Here is a 14,845-nt window from a genome sequence, read left to right on the forward strand (position 1 = left end):
CGGCGGTCACAGAGGCCAGTTTGCCTGCCGGGGGCGGAAACGTCAGCCTCGGGAGGGGGTGAGGGGCTGTCAATCAGGCACCCCACCGCGGGCCCCGCACCCGGCCACCGCCCAGCCCGCCCCCCACCAGCACCCCCCGCACCCCCACCAGCGCGCTCCCCACCGGCAGGCCCTCCGCCCCCCGCCCCGCCCCCGTCCTATGCTCGACGTCATGACTGCTCCGCACCCCTCCCGGCCCACCGAATCCGCCATGCGCCGCGCGCTGCGGCGGGCGAGGGACGGGGTCGCGCTCGATGTGACAGAGGCCGCCGTCCTGCTCCAGGCCCGCGGCGACGACCTGAAGGACCTCTCGGCCTCGGCCGCGCGCGTCCGCGACGCGGGCCTCGAAGCGGTCGGCAGGCCCGGCGTGCTCACGTACTCGAAGAAGGTCTTCATCCCGCTCACCCGCCTGTGCCGGGACACGTGCCACTACTGCACCTTCGTGACCGTCCCCGGCAAGCTCCGCCGTGAGGGCCGGGGCATGTTCATGTCGCCGGACGAGATCCTGGAGGTGGCCCGCGAGGGCGCCGCGCTCGGCTGCAAGGAAGCGCTCTTCACGCTCGGCGACAAGCCCGAGGACCGCTGGCCCGAGGCCCGCGAGTGGCTCGACGCGCACGGCTACGACGACACGCTCGCGTACGTACGGGCCATGGCGATCCGCGTCCTGGAGGAGACCGGTCTCCTGCCGCACCTCAACCCCGGCGTCCTGTCCTGGTCCGACCTCCAGCGGCTCAAGCCCGTCGCTCCCTCGCTCGGCATGATGCTGGAGACGACGGCGACCCGGCTGTGGTCCGAGAAGGGCGGCCCCCACCACGGCTCCCCCGACAAGGAACCCGCCGTGCGCCTGCGCGTGCTGGAGGACGCGGGCCGCAGCAACGTCCCCTTCACGAGCGGGGTCCTCATCGGCATCGGCGAGTCGTACGAGGAACGCGCCGACTCCCTCTTCCAGCTCCGCCGCGTCCAGCGCGCCTACCACGGCCTCCAGGAAGTCATCGTCCAGAACTTCCGCGCCAAGCCCGACACGGCCATGCGCGCGATGCCGGACGCGGAGCTGGAGGAACTGGCCGCGTGCGTCGCCGTCGCCCGTCTCCTCCTCGGCCCCGAGGCGCGCATCCAGGCGCCGCCCAACCTCGTCGACCGCGAGTACGGCCTCATCATCGGGGCGGGCATCGACGACTGGGGCGGCGTCTCACCGCTCACGCCCGACCACGTCAACCCCGAGCGCCCCTGGCCGCACATCGACGAACTCGCCGCCCACACCGCGGAGTCCGGCTACGAGCTGCGCGAACGTCTCACCATCTACCCGGAGTTCCTCCAGCGCGGCGAGCCCTGGCTCGACCCGCGCCTCCTCCCGCACGTCCGCGCCCTCGCCGACCCGGAGACGGGCCTCGCGCGCCCCGACGCGCGCCCCGAGGGCCTGCCCTGGCAGGAGCCCGACGAGGGATTCACCGCGAGCGGCCGCACCGACCTGCACACGGCGATCGACACGGAGGGCCGTACGGGCGACAGGCGCGGCGACTTCGACGCGGTGTACGGGGACTGGGCGGCCCTGCGCGAGCAGGCCGCGCCCGGCATGGTCCCCCAGCGCATCGACACCGACGTGCGCCAGGCCCTCGCCGTCGCCGCCGACGACCCGACCCGCCTCACCGACGACGAGGCCCTCGCCCTCCTGCACGCCGACGGGCCCGCGCTCGACGCCGTCTGCCGCGTCGCGGACGACATCCGCAAGAGCGTCGTCGGCGAGGACGTCACCTACATCGTCACGCGCAACATCAACTTCACCAACGTCTGCTACACCGGCTGCCGTTTCTGCGCCTTCGCGCAGCGCCGCACCGACGCCGACGCCTACACGCTCTCCCTCGACCAGGTCGCCGACCGCGCCCAACAGGCGTGGGACGTCGGGGCCGTCGAGGTCTGCATGCAGGGCGGCATCCATCCCGACCTGCCCGGCACCGCCTACTTCGACATCGCGCGCGCGGTCAAGGAACGCGTCCCGGGCATGCACGTGCACGCCTTCTCGCCGATGGAGGTCGTCAACGGCGCGGCGCGCACGGGGCTTTCGGTGCGGGAGTGGCTCACCGCCGCGAAGGAGGCGGGCCTGGACACGATCCCCGGCACGGCCGCCGAGATCCTCGACGACGAGGTCCGCTGGGTCCTCACCAAGGGCAAACTCCCCGCCGCCGACTGGATCGACGTCGTCACGACCGCGCACGAACTCGGCATCCGCTCCAGCTCCACGATGATGTACGGGCACGTCGACCAGCCCCGCCACTGGCTCGGCCACTTCCGCACCCTCGCGGAGATCCAGCAACGCACGGGCGGCTTCACGGAGTTCGTGACGCTCCCCTTCATCCACACCAACGCCCCCGTCTACCTCGCGGGCATCGCCCGCCCGGGCCCGACCGCCCGCGACAACCGCGCGGTCACCGCGATGGCCCGCATCCTCCTGCACCCCCACATCCCGAACATCCAGACGAGTTGGGTGAAGCTCGGCGCGGAAGGCGCGGCGGAGATGCTCCGCTCCGGCGCCAACGACCTCGGGGGCACCCTGATGGAGGAGACCATCTCCCGCATGGCGGGCTCGCGTTACGGCTCCTACCGCTCGATCCGCGACCTCGAGGCCATCGCCGAGGCAGCGGGCCGCCCCCACCGCCCCCGCACCACGACATACGGCGAGGTCCCGCCCGAACGCATGACCGCCGCCCGCGCCTCCGACGGCCACCTCCCGGAACTCCTCCCGGTCCTGGACGGGGCCGGAGGAGCGCACTGACCTGCCGGGCCCGCGGGCGGGGGGCGCCGCCCGCGCGAGGCGGCGTTCCCCGCCCGTACACCTGTCGCCTCCCTCCCGCCCCCGCGTCCCCCGTGACACCCCGTCCCCGCACCCGCTAGCGTGCGAGATCCCCACAGCGGCGAAGGAGGCGGCAGCCAATGGGCAGCGCGACACCCGGGACCGCGGACCGCGCGCACGCCACCCCACCGGGAGCGCGGACGCCACCCGGGGCGGACGTCGCGCCGGGAGCGCGGGCCCGGGACGGAGCCGGTCGGGAAGCCTCCGGGCGGGCCCCCGAGCCGCAGGCCGTCTGGGGCCGCCCCGAGCAGCAGGACTACCGGGCCCGTATCCGCGGGACGCTCCTCGGCGCCGCGCTCGGGGACGCGCTCGGGGCGCCGCTCGACGTGGCCGGGGGCGAGGCGTTCTGGGCGGACGGGCCCGGGGATCTGCTCGCCGTGCCGGGCGGGGGGCGGGCAGGGACCGTCACCGCGCACACCCAGCTCGCGCTCTTCACCGCCGAGGGCCTCGTCCGCGCGCAGGTACGGCGCGACACGGGCGCCTGGCACCCGCCCACCGATCTGCACGCCGCCTACCGCCGCTGGTACGCGACGCAGGCCGAGTGGGGGCCCGACGAGCGCCGTACGGCCGATGGCTGGCTCGCCCGCGAGGAGTGGCTCTACGCCCGCCGCGCCCCCGACCGCGACTGCCTCACCGCGCTCGGCGACGCGAGCGCCGGCACCCTCGACCGCCCCCGCAACCCGCGCGCCCTGAGCCTCGCCCCCGCGACCCGCTCCACGCCGCTCGGTCTGCTCAGCGGCTGGGACCCGGCGCTCGTGCTCCAACTCGCCCTGGAATGCGCCGTGCAGACCCACGGGCACCCCGTGTCGATGCTCACCGCCGCAGCCCACGCCCTTCTCGTCCACGCGCTGACCCGGGGCGCGGGCCCCGAGGACGCCGTACGGGCCGCGCTGCCGCTCCTCGCCCGCCACCCCGGGCACGAGCCCGTCACCGAGGCCCTCACCGCGGCGCTCGACGCCGTACGCGCCGGAGCCCCCGACCGCCCCCGGGCCGCCGCGCTGCTCGGCGACGGCTCCCCGGCGCGCGGACTCGCGCTCGCCGTCTGGGCCGCCGCCGTCGCCCCCGATATCCGTACCGGTCTGCTCCTCGCGGTCGGCCACGGCCCCCACTCGGCCGCGCGCGGCGCGTTGTGCGGCGCGCTGCTCGGTGCCGCGCACGGCGACACCGCGCTGCCCCCCGACTGGCTTCCCGCGCTGGAAGGCCGCGCGAGCCTCCTCGCCCTCGCCGAGGACTTCGCCCTGGAGATGACCCAGGGCCCCGCGCTGCACGGCCAGGACCGCGCCGTCCCCGCCTGGCTGGAGCGCTACCCGCGCGAACTGTGAGACGGGGCGGGGTGGTCGCGGGCATGCGGGAGCCCCCTCGGCCAGGACGGCGGACCGGTCGAGAGGGCTCGTGCCGCCGCGGCCCGCCCCGGGGTGGGAGGGGAAGCGGCTGTGCGGGGTGCGGGCGCCGCAGGCGCTGCGGGCTGATCAGGCGCCGGCGACGCGGGTGACCGCGCTGACGAAGGTGCCCCAGGAGGCCGCCGGGAAACCCAGCTCGGGCCCCTCGGTGACCTTCGAGTCGCGCACCGAGATCGCCGCGCTGACCGGGGACTTGACCTCGACACAGGCGCCATTGCCAGTCGAGTAGGAGGACTTGACCCATTCGTTGGTGCGACCGTGCTGAAGAGACATGAGAATTGCTCCGGTTGTACGAGGAGGTGGCGACGCCCCCGCCGGAACGGCCGACGGGCGCCGATACGCCCCTGACGTGCCCGTTCGGGCCGCATCAGGTGGCGTGAAGGACGCTACCCGCCCCCCGCGCCGCCGAAAGCGACCGTTCACCCGACCGGATGGCATATTCCAGAGGTCCCTACCGCGAGCGCGGGAAAAGGTGTACCGTCCCGCGCCGCGCGGTCAACTCAGCGGTTAAGAAGCCTCATTCGGCGCCCGAGCCGTACAACTCCTGGCCCACGCGCGTGATGAAGTCGCGGCTCACGTCCGGGTTGAGCGCCATCGCGCGCAGGTGCTCGTACATGACGCTGTACTGCTCGACCTCCGCGGCCTTCTCCAGGTAGAGGTCGCTCACGACACCCTCGATGTAGACGACGCTGGAGTCCGCCGTGTCGGGGAACTCCAGTACCGCGTACTGCCCGTTGAGCCCCGGGTGCGCGCCCACCTCGAAGGGGATCACCTGCACCGTGACGTGCGGCAGGTGGGACATCTTCACGAGGTGCTCCAACTGCCCCCGCATGACGTCCTCGTCGCCGACCCTGCGGCGCAGCGTCGCCTCGTCGATGACGGCCCAGAGCCGCAGCGGCTTCTCGGCGTCGACGTCCCGGACGCGGTCCTGGCGCGCCATCCGCACCCGCACCCGCTTCTCGATATCGGCGGCGGCCGTCTCGGGCAGCGCGCCGGTGACGAGCGCGTGCGCGTACTCGGGCGTCTGGAGCAGCCCCGGCACGACCTGCGGGTCGTAGATCCGCAGACTCGCCGCGTCCGTCTCCAGGCCGATGTAGATGGAGTACGGGATATCGCCGAAGGTGTGCCACCAGCCCTGCTGGCGCGAGTCCTTGGCCATCTGCATGAGCGAGTCGACGATGCGCAGGTCCTCGACCTCGTAGACCCCGCACAGGTCGCGGACATCGCGCTGGCTGATGCTGCGCCGCCCGTTCTCCAGGCGGCTGATCTTCGACTGCGAGACGAGCAGGCGCTCGGCGACCTCCTCGGCCGTCATGTTCCGGGCCTCGCGCAGTTTGCGCAGTTCCTGACCCAGTCGCCGACGCCTGACGGTGGGGTTGACATTGGACGCCACGGGCGGGCACCTCCGGCTCGCGTTCTTCACCGCCCCGCACGAGGCGGCGCGTGTCTGCTGCTCAGCAGGGTGCCACCGACACGCCGTACCCGGGCGCGAAACAGTCGAGTTGAGCCAAAAACGCGGAAGGGCACGACGGAGGGGCGCCCGATGGTGTAGGGGGGCGCGGCGGGTGGTACGGGTCCGGGGCGCCGCGCGCCGTCTGCCGCCCGGCCGGGTCCGCCCCGTACCCGTCCATCCGTATGCGTGGTCCTCGCTCTACCCGCACATCGAGAACCACCCGTCCGCCGCGGGCGTCAGCGCACCGCCGTGCCCACCGACGCCGCCCGCTGCGGCTGCGAGGGGACGCGTCCCGGTGCCTGTCCGCGCCGCGCGGGCGCGGCCGCCCCGTTCTGCACGTCCATGACCGCGTGCGCCACGAGCCCGCCCATCGGGTCGTGCCGGATCAGGTCCCGCAGCCGGGAGCGCGAGGAGCGCCCCTCGTTGCCGGGATAGAGGTGCTTGCCGAGGCCCACCGCGTGGGCGAGGGCCGCGAGGGCGGCCGTGCGCGGGTCCGGTGGCACGCCGGTGCGGATTGCCGTGTCGAGCCGGGACCTGATCTCCCTGCTCGTCGACGTCTCCGCGGCCTGGTAGCGCGTCGTCGGCAGCACCCCGCACATCTGGCCCGCGACGGCGGTGACCATGCCGATGCGCTCCAGGTGCGAGAGATACGTCTGACGCAGCCCGAGACGTGGCCCACCGATCCAGTGGACCGCGCGCACCGGGGCGCCACGCCTGCGCAACAGCTCAAGCGCGTGGTCCAGGGTCGGATCACCGGTCGGCCGCGGTACGACCACGGCGATCCGGTCCCCGTCCGGGGCTATCCGTCCGGCCAGCGCCAGCTCCACTAGCTGTGCTCCGGCCAGACCGAGGTCGAGCGACTGCGGCTGCGCTGTGGTACCCGTGGCCGGGTCCAGAGCGAGCAGCAGAAGCTCCTCCGGAAGTGTTCTGCGGCTCTTGCCCATCCATGCCTCCCCGCGTGGATGTCTGACAGGGTGACCCCTCTCACATTGGTCTGTCGAGGGTGCCTGACCTTTTCGGCAGGGAATGCGCACACATGTCGTTCTTGTCCCGAGCCCGAGTCGCGGCCGTGCCAAGGACACTGGTAGAGGTTCGGCAGCACGACCGGTTCGAGTGCGTGCGCGCACGGCTTACGGAGGAGGCATCGGTGGCGGGCGAGTCCCCCGACAGGGCACAGGAGCACAACTCACCGGAGGGAAGTGCCCGGACACGTACGACGGGAACGGGGGGAGGCATCCCCGTCTCGCGCCCCGACGACCGGCTGCGCGCGGCGGTCGCGCAGTGGGTGCGCTCGGCCGACGAGGCGGAGGGACCGGCCGCACGGGCGGAGGAACCGGCGCCACGCGCGGAGGAACCCGCCGTACGGGCGGAGGAACCCGCCGTGAAGCCCGCGGGCCCCTCGTGGGCGCGGGGGGCGCGGGAGGACGACGACAGGGAGCCGGACGGCCCGGGGGCCGGGGCGGCACCCGAGGAGGCCGGGGCGGCACCCGAGTGGGAGGCCGAGGCCCTGCCCGCGCAGGCCGAGGAGCCCCCCGTGCCCGAGGAGTCGCCGGAGCCGCCGGCGGCCAAGGGGCCCGCCGGGGAACCGGAGGAGGCGAAGAAAGCCGAGGAGCCCGAGGCGGCCGCCGAGGAGCCCGAGCAGCCGGAGGAGCCCGAGGCGGAGCCGGAGCCCGCTCCCGGGCCGAAGCGCGCCCCCACGTCCCGTGGACTCTCGTTCCACAAGGTCGACACCCCCACCACGTCCCTCTCCGTCTTCGGCGTCCTGCGTCCCCCGGTCGACAACACCACGACGGTCCTGAAGCTCCCGGAGGCCGAGGCCCCGAGCTCGAAGCTCAGCGACGCCCCGAAGCCCGCCCAGAAGGCCCCGAAGCCCGCGTCCCCGGAACCCACCGAGGCCCCCGAGCCCCCGAAGCCCGCCGAACCCCTCAAGCCCGCCGGACCGCTCCCCGACGAGGAGCCCCCCGCCGAGCGCACGAGCACGTTCGTCCCGCTGCGCCCCCTCGACGACGCCCGCCCCGCCGCGCTGCGCCCGAAGGACCCCCGCGCCGCGGCGGGGACGCCCGCCGAGCCCCGTGCCACCGGCAAGGGCGCGGAGAAGGCCCGCGACAAGGCCACGGACGCGGCCCCCGCCAAGGCGAAGAAGAAGCCCAGGACGGACGCCCCGGCCGCCCAGCCCTCCGGGGCCGCCGCCGGGAAGTCCGCCCAGCCCTCCGGGGCCGCCGCCGGGAAGAGCGCCGCGTCCGCGGACGACTCCGCCGCCAAGTCCTCGTCCACCTTCGGCGCCGGTTACACCGCGTCCCAGCCCGACAACACCACCACCGGCTCCACACCGTCCTCCACGAGCCCCACGACCCCCGCCTCGATCACCGCCGAGATCCCGGCCGGGACGGCCGTCGGCGCCGAGGAGACCCGCCAGCAGCCGCTGCCGCCCAAGGCGCCGCTCGACCTGCTCGCCGAGCTGACCAACACGCCGCCCCCGCCCGAGACCCCGATGCGCACGGTCGTGCGGCGATTCAAGATCTGGACGCCGCTCGTCCTGCTCGTGGTCGTCGTCCTCGGCATCGTGCAGGCGGTGCGCCCGCTCCCGCGGCCCACGCTCTCGCTCACCGCCGCGACCACGTACCAGTTCTCCGGCAAGGCGGCCCCCATGCCGTGGCCGAAGAGCGGGCAGGCCGCGATGGACGTCGACGGGCTCGGCAGTTTCGGCAGTGCGGGCGCCCAGAAGCCGGTGCCGATCGCGAGTGTCGCGAAGGTCATGACCGCCTACCTCGTCCTGCGCGACCACCCGGTCAAGAAGGGCGGCGACGGGGCGAGCATCACGATGGACCAGAAGGCCGAGGACGACGCGGGCCTGTCCGCGCAGAACGAGTCCACGGTCGACGTGCGCGCGGGCCAGAAGCTCTCCCAGAAGGAGGCGATCGAGGCGATCATGCTCGCCTCGGCGAACAACATCGCCCGCCAGCTCGCCCGCTGGGACGCCGGTTCCGAGAAGGACTTCGTCGCGAAGATGAACCGGGCCGCCGACGAACTGGGCATGAAGAACACGACGTACACCGACCCCTCCGGCCTCACCAAGACGACCGTCTCGACCGCCGAGGACCAGGTGAAGCTCGGCAAGGTCGCGATGAAGGACCCGCTCTTCCGCGAGGTCGTGCGGATGCCCGCGTACGTCGACAGCAACGGCAAGACGCAGACGAACTGGAACCGGCTCGTCCCGATGAACAACACGGTCGGCATCAAGACGGGGACGACGACGGCGGCCGGCGGCAACCTGCTCTACGCCGCGACGAAGGAGGTCGGCGGCACGACGCGCACCATCGTCGGCGCCGTGCTCGCCCAGCCGCCCGCGCCCGAGGACAACTCGATCCTCACCGGCGCGCTCAACGCGGGCAAGGCGCTCATCGAGGCCGCGCAGGGCACGCTCGTCGCTGAAAAGGTCGTGAAGAAGGGGGACGTCGTCGGTAGTGTCGACGACGGTCTCGGCGGCACGACGTCCGTCGTCGCGGCCAAGGACCTGACAGCGGTCGGCTGGCCGGGGCTGACCGTACGGCTCAAGCTCGTCGACGACGGCACGGCGCTGCCGCACGAGGCAGCGGCGGGCACGAAGGTCGGCGTGCTGCGGGCCGGGGACGGCACGAGCAGCGCCGTCGAGATCCCGGTCGTGCTCGGAGCGGCGCTCAACGAGCCGGGCCTCGGCGCGAAGCTCACCCGGCTGGGGTGAGCGGGAGCCCGGGGGAGGCGGCTCACTCGGCCGAGTGGCGGCCCCCTCCGGTGCCCCGCGCTCGGGGCGGGCCGCGTGCTCGACGGGGCGTGGCGGGTGGATGACCGGGGGTGAGGACCACCTCGCCCCCGGTCACGAGGCGCGTGCTAGCGTCACCGGATCGGGGCAGAACGGACAGGCGGTCGCGAAGTCCACCCGGCAGGACCGGGAGCGGCCGGCACGGGGTTGGGAGGGCCTTCGGTGGCCACTGCGGAGCCGACGCGAGCGGACGGCGTGGACGGGGCGCGCCGCGTGCGCGCGTCCCGGGACGCGGGAGCGGAGCGGTCGCCCGCCCCGGAGCGCTCCACCGCGCCCGTACGAAGCAAGGAAGCCGCACGGGACGAGACGGCCGTACGGGACAAGGCGGCAGTACGAGGCAAGGCGGCCGTACGGGACAAGGCGGCCGTCCCGCGCCAGGGCGGCGCCCCTGAGGCGGCACCCTCCCTTCCCCCGCCGCCTCCGCCCCCGCCCGCCGCGCCCCGCCCCCGCTGGCGCCGCTTCGCCTTCCACCCCGTCACCGTCGCCACGACGCTCTCCGCCGTCCTCCAGCTCGTCTGGTTCTTCACGTTCGCGAACAGCGGGGGAGACCTCGCGGCGCAGGACGCCTGGGCCGAGTTCGTCGGGCGCCACCCCGACTCCGCGTACAACCTCGCCTGGTACGGGGGCATGCACCCCGTCTCGTACAGCATGGTGTCGCCGTACCTGATGCACGTGCTCGGCGTACGCACGACGCTGATGCTCGCGAGCACCGCGGCCGCCGGCCTCATCGCGTACTGCGCGACGCGCGTCAAGGCGGTGCGCAACCCGCACCTGGTGGGGCTCGCGGGCGTCTACGCGCTGCTGTGCAACACCGGTTCGGGCCGGGTCACCTTCGGCCTCGGGATGATGTTCTCCGTGGCCGCCGTGGCCGCGGTCTTCGCCTGGCCCGGACGCTGGCGCGAGGCGCGCAGGACGCGCGCGGTCGTCGCCGCGCTCTGCGCGGCGCTCGCGACGGCGGCCTCGCCGGTCGCGGGCCTGTACGTGGGGCTCGTCGCCGTCGCGATGTTCCTCTGCAAACGCCGCAAAGCCGCGTACGTCCTCGGCATCCCGCCGCTCCTCGTGGTCGGCGTCTCGACGCTCCTGTTCCCCTTCTCGGGGACGATGCCGATGTCGCTGGGCTCGGCGAGCCTGCCGATGCTCTTCTCGGTCTTCGCCTTCCTGCTCGTGCCGAAGTCGTGGCACACCGTGCGGATCACGGCGGTGGTCAACTTCGTCGTCGTGCTCGGCGTGTGGGTCATCAGCTCGCAGATCGGCAGCAACATCACACGGCTCGCGATGCTCTTCGGCGGCGTCGTGCTCGTCGCCGCGCTGCCGTACCTGCGCGCGCGGAGCTGGCGCTGGTGGACGGCCGTCGTGGGTATCTGCGGCTTCACCTTCTGGATCGGCCTCAAGACGGCGGACGACATCGTCCACACGACGCCCGCCGCCTCCTGGGGCCGCGAACTCGCCCCGCTGATCCACCAGCTCCAGCACCACGACGCCGAGAAGGGCCGCGTCGAGGTCGTCCCGACCGGCGGCCACCGCGAGGCCTCGGCGCTCGCCCCGTACTTCAACCTGGCCCGCGGCTGGACCCGCCAGGCGGACATGGAACGCAACGCGCTCTTCTACGACTCGACGCTCAACTCGGCCAACTACCACGAGTGGCTCAAGCGCTGGGCCGTCCACTTCGTGGTCCTCCCCACGAGCGACGACAAGCCCGACGGCGACGGCGCGACCCGCGAACGCGCCCTCATCTCGGCCGGCCAGCCCTACCTGGACCTGCTCTGGGCCGACGCCAACTGGCAGGTCTACGAGGTCGACCACCCCGTCCAGCTCGCGGAGCCCCCCGCGACGGTCACGAGCGCGGGCCAGTCCGAGCTGGTCATCAAGGTCACGACCCCGGGCCGCGTCCTGATCCGCATCCCGTACTCGCCCTGGCTGAGCGTCGTCGACAAGGACGGCAAGAGCTACCACGCCCCCAAGGAGACCGAGGCGTCCAAGAACCGCGAGGACGACTCGGCCCCGAAGTCCTTCCGCAACCTCCACGGCTGCCTCTACGAGACCCCCGAGGACAAGTCCGGCGACAAATGGACCGAACTCCTCGCCCCCCACCCCGGCACCTACCACATCGCCGGCCCCTACCAAATCCCCCGCGGCACCCCCTGCCCGGAAGAACTGCGGCCCCCGGAGCCGGACCCGGCGAACTGACTCAGGCGCACCTTCACCCAGCTCACGCCGAGACGCCCCCGCTGGGACAGCCGCGCCCGCCGAAAGGAGACCACCTCCGAAAATTCGTAGGTGGTCCACACACCGAAAGGGCCCCACCTCAGGATTTCCCGAGGTGGGGCCCTTCTGAACCGGTGCCCCCGGCAGGATTCGAACCTGCGACACCCGCTTTAGGAGAGCGGTGCTCTATCCCCTGAGCTACGAAGGCGGGGTCCGTGGGATCAGCGCAGCTGAGCCAGGACGCCGGTGGCCGTCGGCGGGGTGCCGGTGGCCACCGTCAGTGTAGCGGGTGGGGAGCGGGGGCGGGGTGCCGCCGAGGGGCGTCCCCGGCTGCCGTTCGGGCCGCCGCGGGCGGGCGCGGGCGTACGGGGCTGTCGGGTCGGGGGGCGACCGGACCTCAGTCCCTGTGCACCCGTACCCGCCACTTCCCGTCCTCCGTCTTGCCCAGGACCTCCACCCGTGTCCGCGAGCCGTCGTCGCGGTAGGTCTCGCCGACGCCGAAGGGGGCGTCGGAGAGTTCCGCGTGGACGTTGGGGCTGCGGGTGCAGCCTCCGCTCTCCTGCTTCGAGTCGGCGACCATGATGGGGCCCTGGCCCGTGTCCACGTCCGCGTCGACGCGGTAGACGAGGACGCCCGGCTTGCAGACGCTCTCGTCGTTGCCGCCCCGGGTGCGGACCTCCGCGGCGATTCCGGACGTCTGCGTCAGGGGGATGAAGAGGAGCTTCCTGTCGTGGCCCGGCGCGGCGAGCGGTGCCACGGTGAAGTCGTGGGTGCCGGGCGAGGCCACGCAGCCGACCTGCTCGTCGTCGAGCCAGCCCAGCTTCCACTTGTGCCAGCCCAGCAGGTCGTTGTCGGCCCCCCAGTCCTCGCTCATGATGTCCCAGTGCCCGACCGCGCCCCCGCCGTCCTGCGTGTAGAGGTCGGGAAGGCCGAAGACGTGGCCGTTCTCGTGCGGGAGGACGCGGTAGCCCGTGCGCGAGTACGAGCCCGAGCCGTCGTCCTGGCGGCTGTAGAGGAAGCTCGTGTTGGCGAGCGGGACGCCGTCGGCGACCGGCGCCTCGCGGTTGCCCGCGAAGGTCACGGAGAGGACCGTGTCGAGCGCGGACGGCCCGGCGTTCGGTGTCACGAGCACGTTCACGAGGTCGTACGAGGCGAAGTCGACGAGCGGGTCGGAGATCTTCACGAGGTCGCGCACGAGCTTGCGGTAACCCGGCTCGAAGGGGGCGCCGCGCTCTATCCCGTACGCGGAGAAGGGCTTCGGCATCCGCAGCCAGCGCTTCACCGGCGTCTCGGGCCGGTAGTCGATGCGCCCGTACGAACTCCGCTCGAACCACCGCGTGGTCTGCGGGAAGAACTCCCCGAGCCGGTCGTCGACCGTGCCCTCGCCGTGCGCGTCGGAGAAGTCGACGAGGAGGTTGAGCGCGCGCACGCGCCCGGTGGAGCGCGCGTACCCGGCGGTGGTCGGCAGCCCCTCCGACATCTGGGTACCGAGCGGCCCGGATATCCGGCACGCGTCCACGTCGTCCCCGCCCCCCGCGGCGACGGGCCCCGCGGCGGAGTGCCCGGCGGCGTCGGGGGAGCCCGAGCCCGTCGTGCTGAGCGTGACGGCGACGGCGAGCGGGGCGAGCGAGGCGACCGCGATGCCGCGGCGGAGTCGGGCGGCGCGGCGCAGGCGGGCGGCGGGGGCGGGGGCGGGAGCTGAGGAGGGGGTGGTGGATGCGCTGGGGGTACGGGGCGTGGCCGCGCCTGCCGTGGCGCCTGGGCCGGTACGGGGTCCGGCCGCGTCCGGGGCGGGGTTCCGGTCGTCGTCAGGAGCGGGCTTCCGGCTGTCCTGGCCGCCCCGGCCGGGTATCGGGCCCGAGGGGGGAGGCGCCCCGTTGGTCGGCTGCTCCATGCGTACCGGCCCTCCGTTCGCGGCAGCCACCGTCCTGACCTGCGAGGCTGCCCCCTTCCCGGCCAGCCTCCGGGCGGGACGGGCGGCGCGCGCGCCGGGTGCGGCCGATCGGTGGTTTTTGTGTGACGCGGGTCACATGCCGTACGGGAAATTTCCGGGGAGGCCGTCCCCGTTTAGGAAGGTGTCGTCACGAGGCGGGGAGTGGGTCCCCGTTTCGGGCGCGCAGGATTCGCAGGACGCACGCGGGACTCGGGGCGCCGCTTCGGCGGACGCCTCGCACGGCACGTACGTACGAGTGGGCAGCGGCCCGCGCGCGAGGGCCCCGGCCGGGGCCGGAAGGGAGGTGGCGGTGCTCGCCATGACCGAGGACATGACCGAGGACATGACCGTCGGCACGACCAGTGGTGTGACCGACGGCGATGACGTGGCCCGCTCCCGTACCGCAAGCGCGGGGGCCTCGTGCGGCACGCGGTGCGCGGGGGAGCCGGGGAAGAAGGCCGGGCGGCCACGCGCCGACGCGGTGCGCAATCGCGAGCGGATCATCGATGCCGCGCGCGAGATGGCCGCGGAGCACGGCGCGGAGGTCTCGATCGACGAGGTCGCCCGCCGCGCCGGAGTCGGCAACGCCACGGTCTACCGGCACTTCCACGACCGCTCCGCCCTCATCCGCGAGGCGGTCAGGTCCGTCATGGACCGGACCGCCGAACGGGCCGAGGAGGTGCTCGCCCTGTCCGGGCCCTTCGACGCGCTCTGTGTCTTCGCGCACGGGGCCGTCGAGGACCGTGCGGGTGCCATGTGCGGGTTGCTCAGCGCGAACGCCGACGAGGCCGAGCGTGAACACCCGGACCTGCGGGCCGCCCGCACCCGCCTGGAGGCGGGCGTGGAGGCAGTGCTGGGCCGGGCCCGCGAGGCCGGTGAACTGCGCCCCGACATCGGCGTGGGCGACCTGATGTTCGTCCTCTCCCAGCTCGCCCGGCCACTCCCGGGCTGCACCGCGGCCCTCAACGACCGCTATGTCCACCGCCATCTTCAGCTCTTCCTGGAGGGACTGCGGGCCCCGGCCCGCTCGGTCCTGCCGGGCAGCGCCGCCACCCTGGAGGCTCTCCGCACCACCTGACGGCTCCACCCCGACGGCCCCTCGCGAGGGCGGGCGACCGCCGCCGGCCGCGCTCCGTACCGCGTGTACGGACCGGACGGCGCGGCACCG

Annotated in this window: 9 protein-coding genes and 1 tRNA gene; 5 read left to right on the forward strand and 5 right to left on the reverse strand. The window is 73.8% G+C overall.

The window, feature by feature from the left end; all coding sequences use genetic code 11:
* The first annotated feature begins 211 nt into the window (after positions 1-211).
* Both ACIP4O_RS03295 and ACIP4O_RS03300 read left to right on the forward strand, forming a co-directional pair.
* The gene (locus tag ACIP4O_RS03295; protein ID WP_401570916.1) at positions 212-2,809 is read left to right on the forward strand and encodes a bifunctional FO biosynthesis protein CofGH; all 2,598 of its coding nucleotides are present in this window, start codon (positions 212-214) and stop codon (positions 2,807-2,809) included.
* Between the two features lie 158 nt (positions 2,810-2,967).
* Complete coding sequence (locus tag ACIP4O_RS03300; protein WP_401570918.1) at positions 2,968-4,209, forward strand: ADP-ribosylglycohydrolase family protein; 1,242 nt, start codon at positions 2,968-2,970, stop codon at positions 4,207-4,209.
* A 147-nt stretch (positions 4,210-4,356) separates the two neighbouring features.
* Here ACIP4O_RS03300 and ACIP4O_RS03305 read toward each other — a convergent pair whose 3' ends face one another.
* The 3 genes from ACIP4O_RS03305 to ACIP4O_RS03315 all read right to left on the reverse strand — a co-directional run bounded on the left by ACIP4O_RS03305 (position 4,357) and on the right by ACIP4O_RS03315 (position 6,684).
* Positions 4,357-4,560: a DUF397 domain-containing protein gene (locus tag ACIP4O_RS03305; protein ID WP_401570921.1), complete on the reverse strand. Its 204-nt coding sequence runs from the start codon at positions 4,558-4,560 to the stop codon at positions 4,357-4,359.
* Between the two features lie 244 nt (positions 4,561-4,804).
* Positions 4,805-5,680, reverse strand: coding sequence for a helix-turn-helix transcriptional regulator (locus ACIP4O_RS03310; RefSeq protein ID WP_361319960.1), 876 nt, complete (start codon positions 5,678-5,680; stop codon positions 4,805-4,807).
* A gap of 296 nt (positions 5,681-5,976) precedes the next feature.
* Positions 5,977-6,684, reverse strand: a complete 708-nt coding sequence (locus ACIP4O_RS03315; RefSeq protein WP_361319963.1) for a GPP34 family phosphoprotein — start codon at positions 6,682-6,684, stop codon at positions 5,977-5,979.
* Positions 6,685-6,887: 203 nt separating this feature from the next.
* Between ACIP4O_RS03315 and ACIP4O_RS03320 the strand changes: the two genes are divergently transcribed.
* Together ACIP4O_RS03320 and ACIP4O_RS03325 are read left to right on the forward strand one after the other, a co-directional pair.
* Positions 6,888-9,461 (forward strand): D-alanyl-D-alanine carboxypeptidase, encoded by a 2,574-nt coding sequence (locus ACIP4O_RS03320; RefSeq protein WP_401570924.1) that lies wholly within the window; start codon positions 6,888-6,890, stop codon positions 9,459-9,461.
* A gap of 240 nt (positions 9,462-9,701) precedes the next feature.
* Complete coding sequence (locus ACIP4O_RS03325; protein ID WP_401570927.1) at positions 9,702-11,726, forward strand: MFS transporter; 2,025 nt, start codon at positions 9,702-9,704, stop codon at positions 11,724-11,726.
* Between the two features lie 153 nt (positions 11,727-11,879).
* On the opposite strand, the gene ACIP4O_RS03330 is transcribed toward ACIP4O_RS03325, so the two are convergent.
* Positions 11,880-11,952: transfer RNA gene (locus ACIP4O_RS03330), tRNA-Arg, on the reverse strand.
* A 189-nt stretch (positions 11,953-12,141) separates the two neighbouring features.
* Positions 12,142-13,638: a M6 family metalloprotease domain-containing protein gene (locus ACIP4O_RS03335; protein WP_401570929.1), complete on the reverse strand. Its 1,497-nt coding sequence runs from the start codon at positions 13,636-13,638 to the stop codon at positions 12,142-12,144.
* 358 nt (positions 13,639-13,996) lie between these two features.
* On the opposite strand from ACIP4O_RS03335, the gene ACIP4O_RS03340 reads away from it, so the two are divergent.
* A complete protein-coding gene (locus ACIP4O_RS03340) occupies positions 13,997-14,755 on the forward strand; it encodes a TetR/AcrR family transcriptional regulator (protein ID WP_401573792.1) in 759 nt (252 codons plus the stop codon).
* Positions 14,756-14,845: the final 90 nt, after the last annotated feature.

The sequence above is a fragment of the Streptomyces sp. NPDC088923 genome, assembly GCF_044749745.1.
GTDB lineage: Bacteria > Actinomycetota > Actinomycetes > Streptomycetales > Streptomycetaceae > Streptomyces.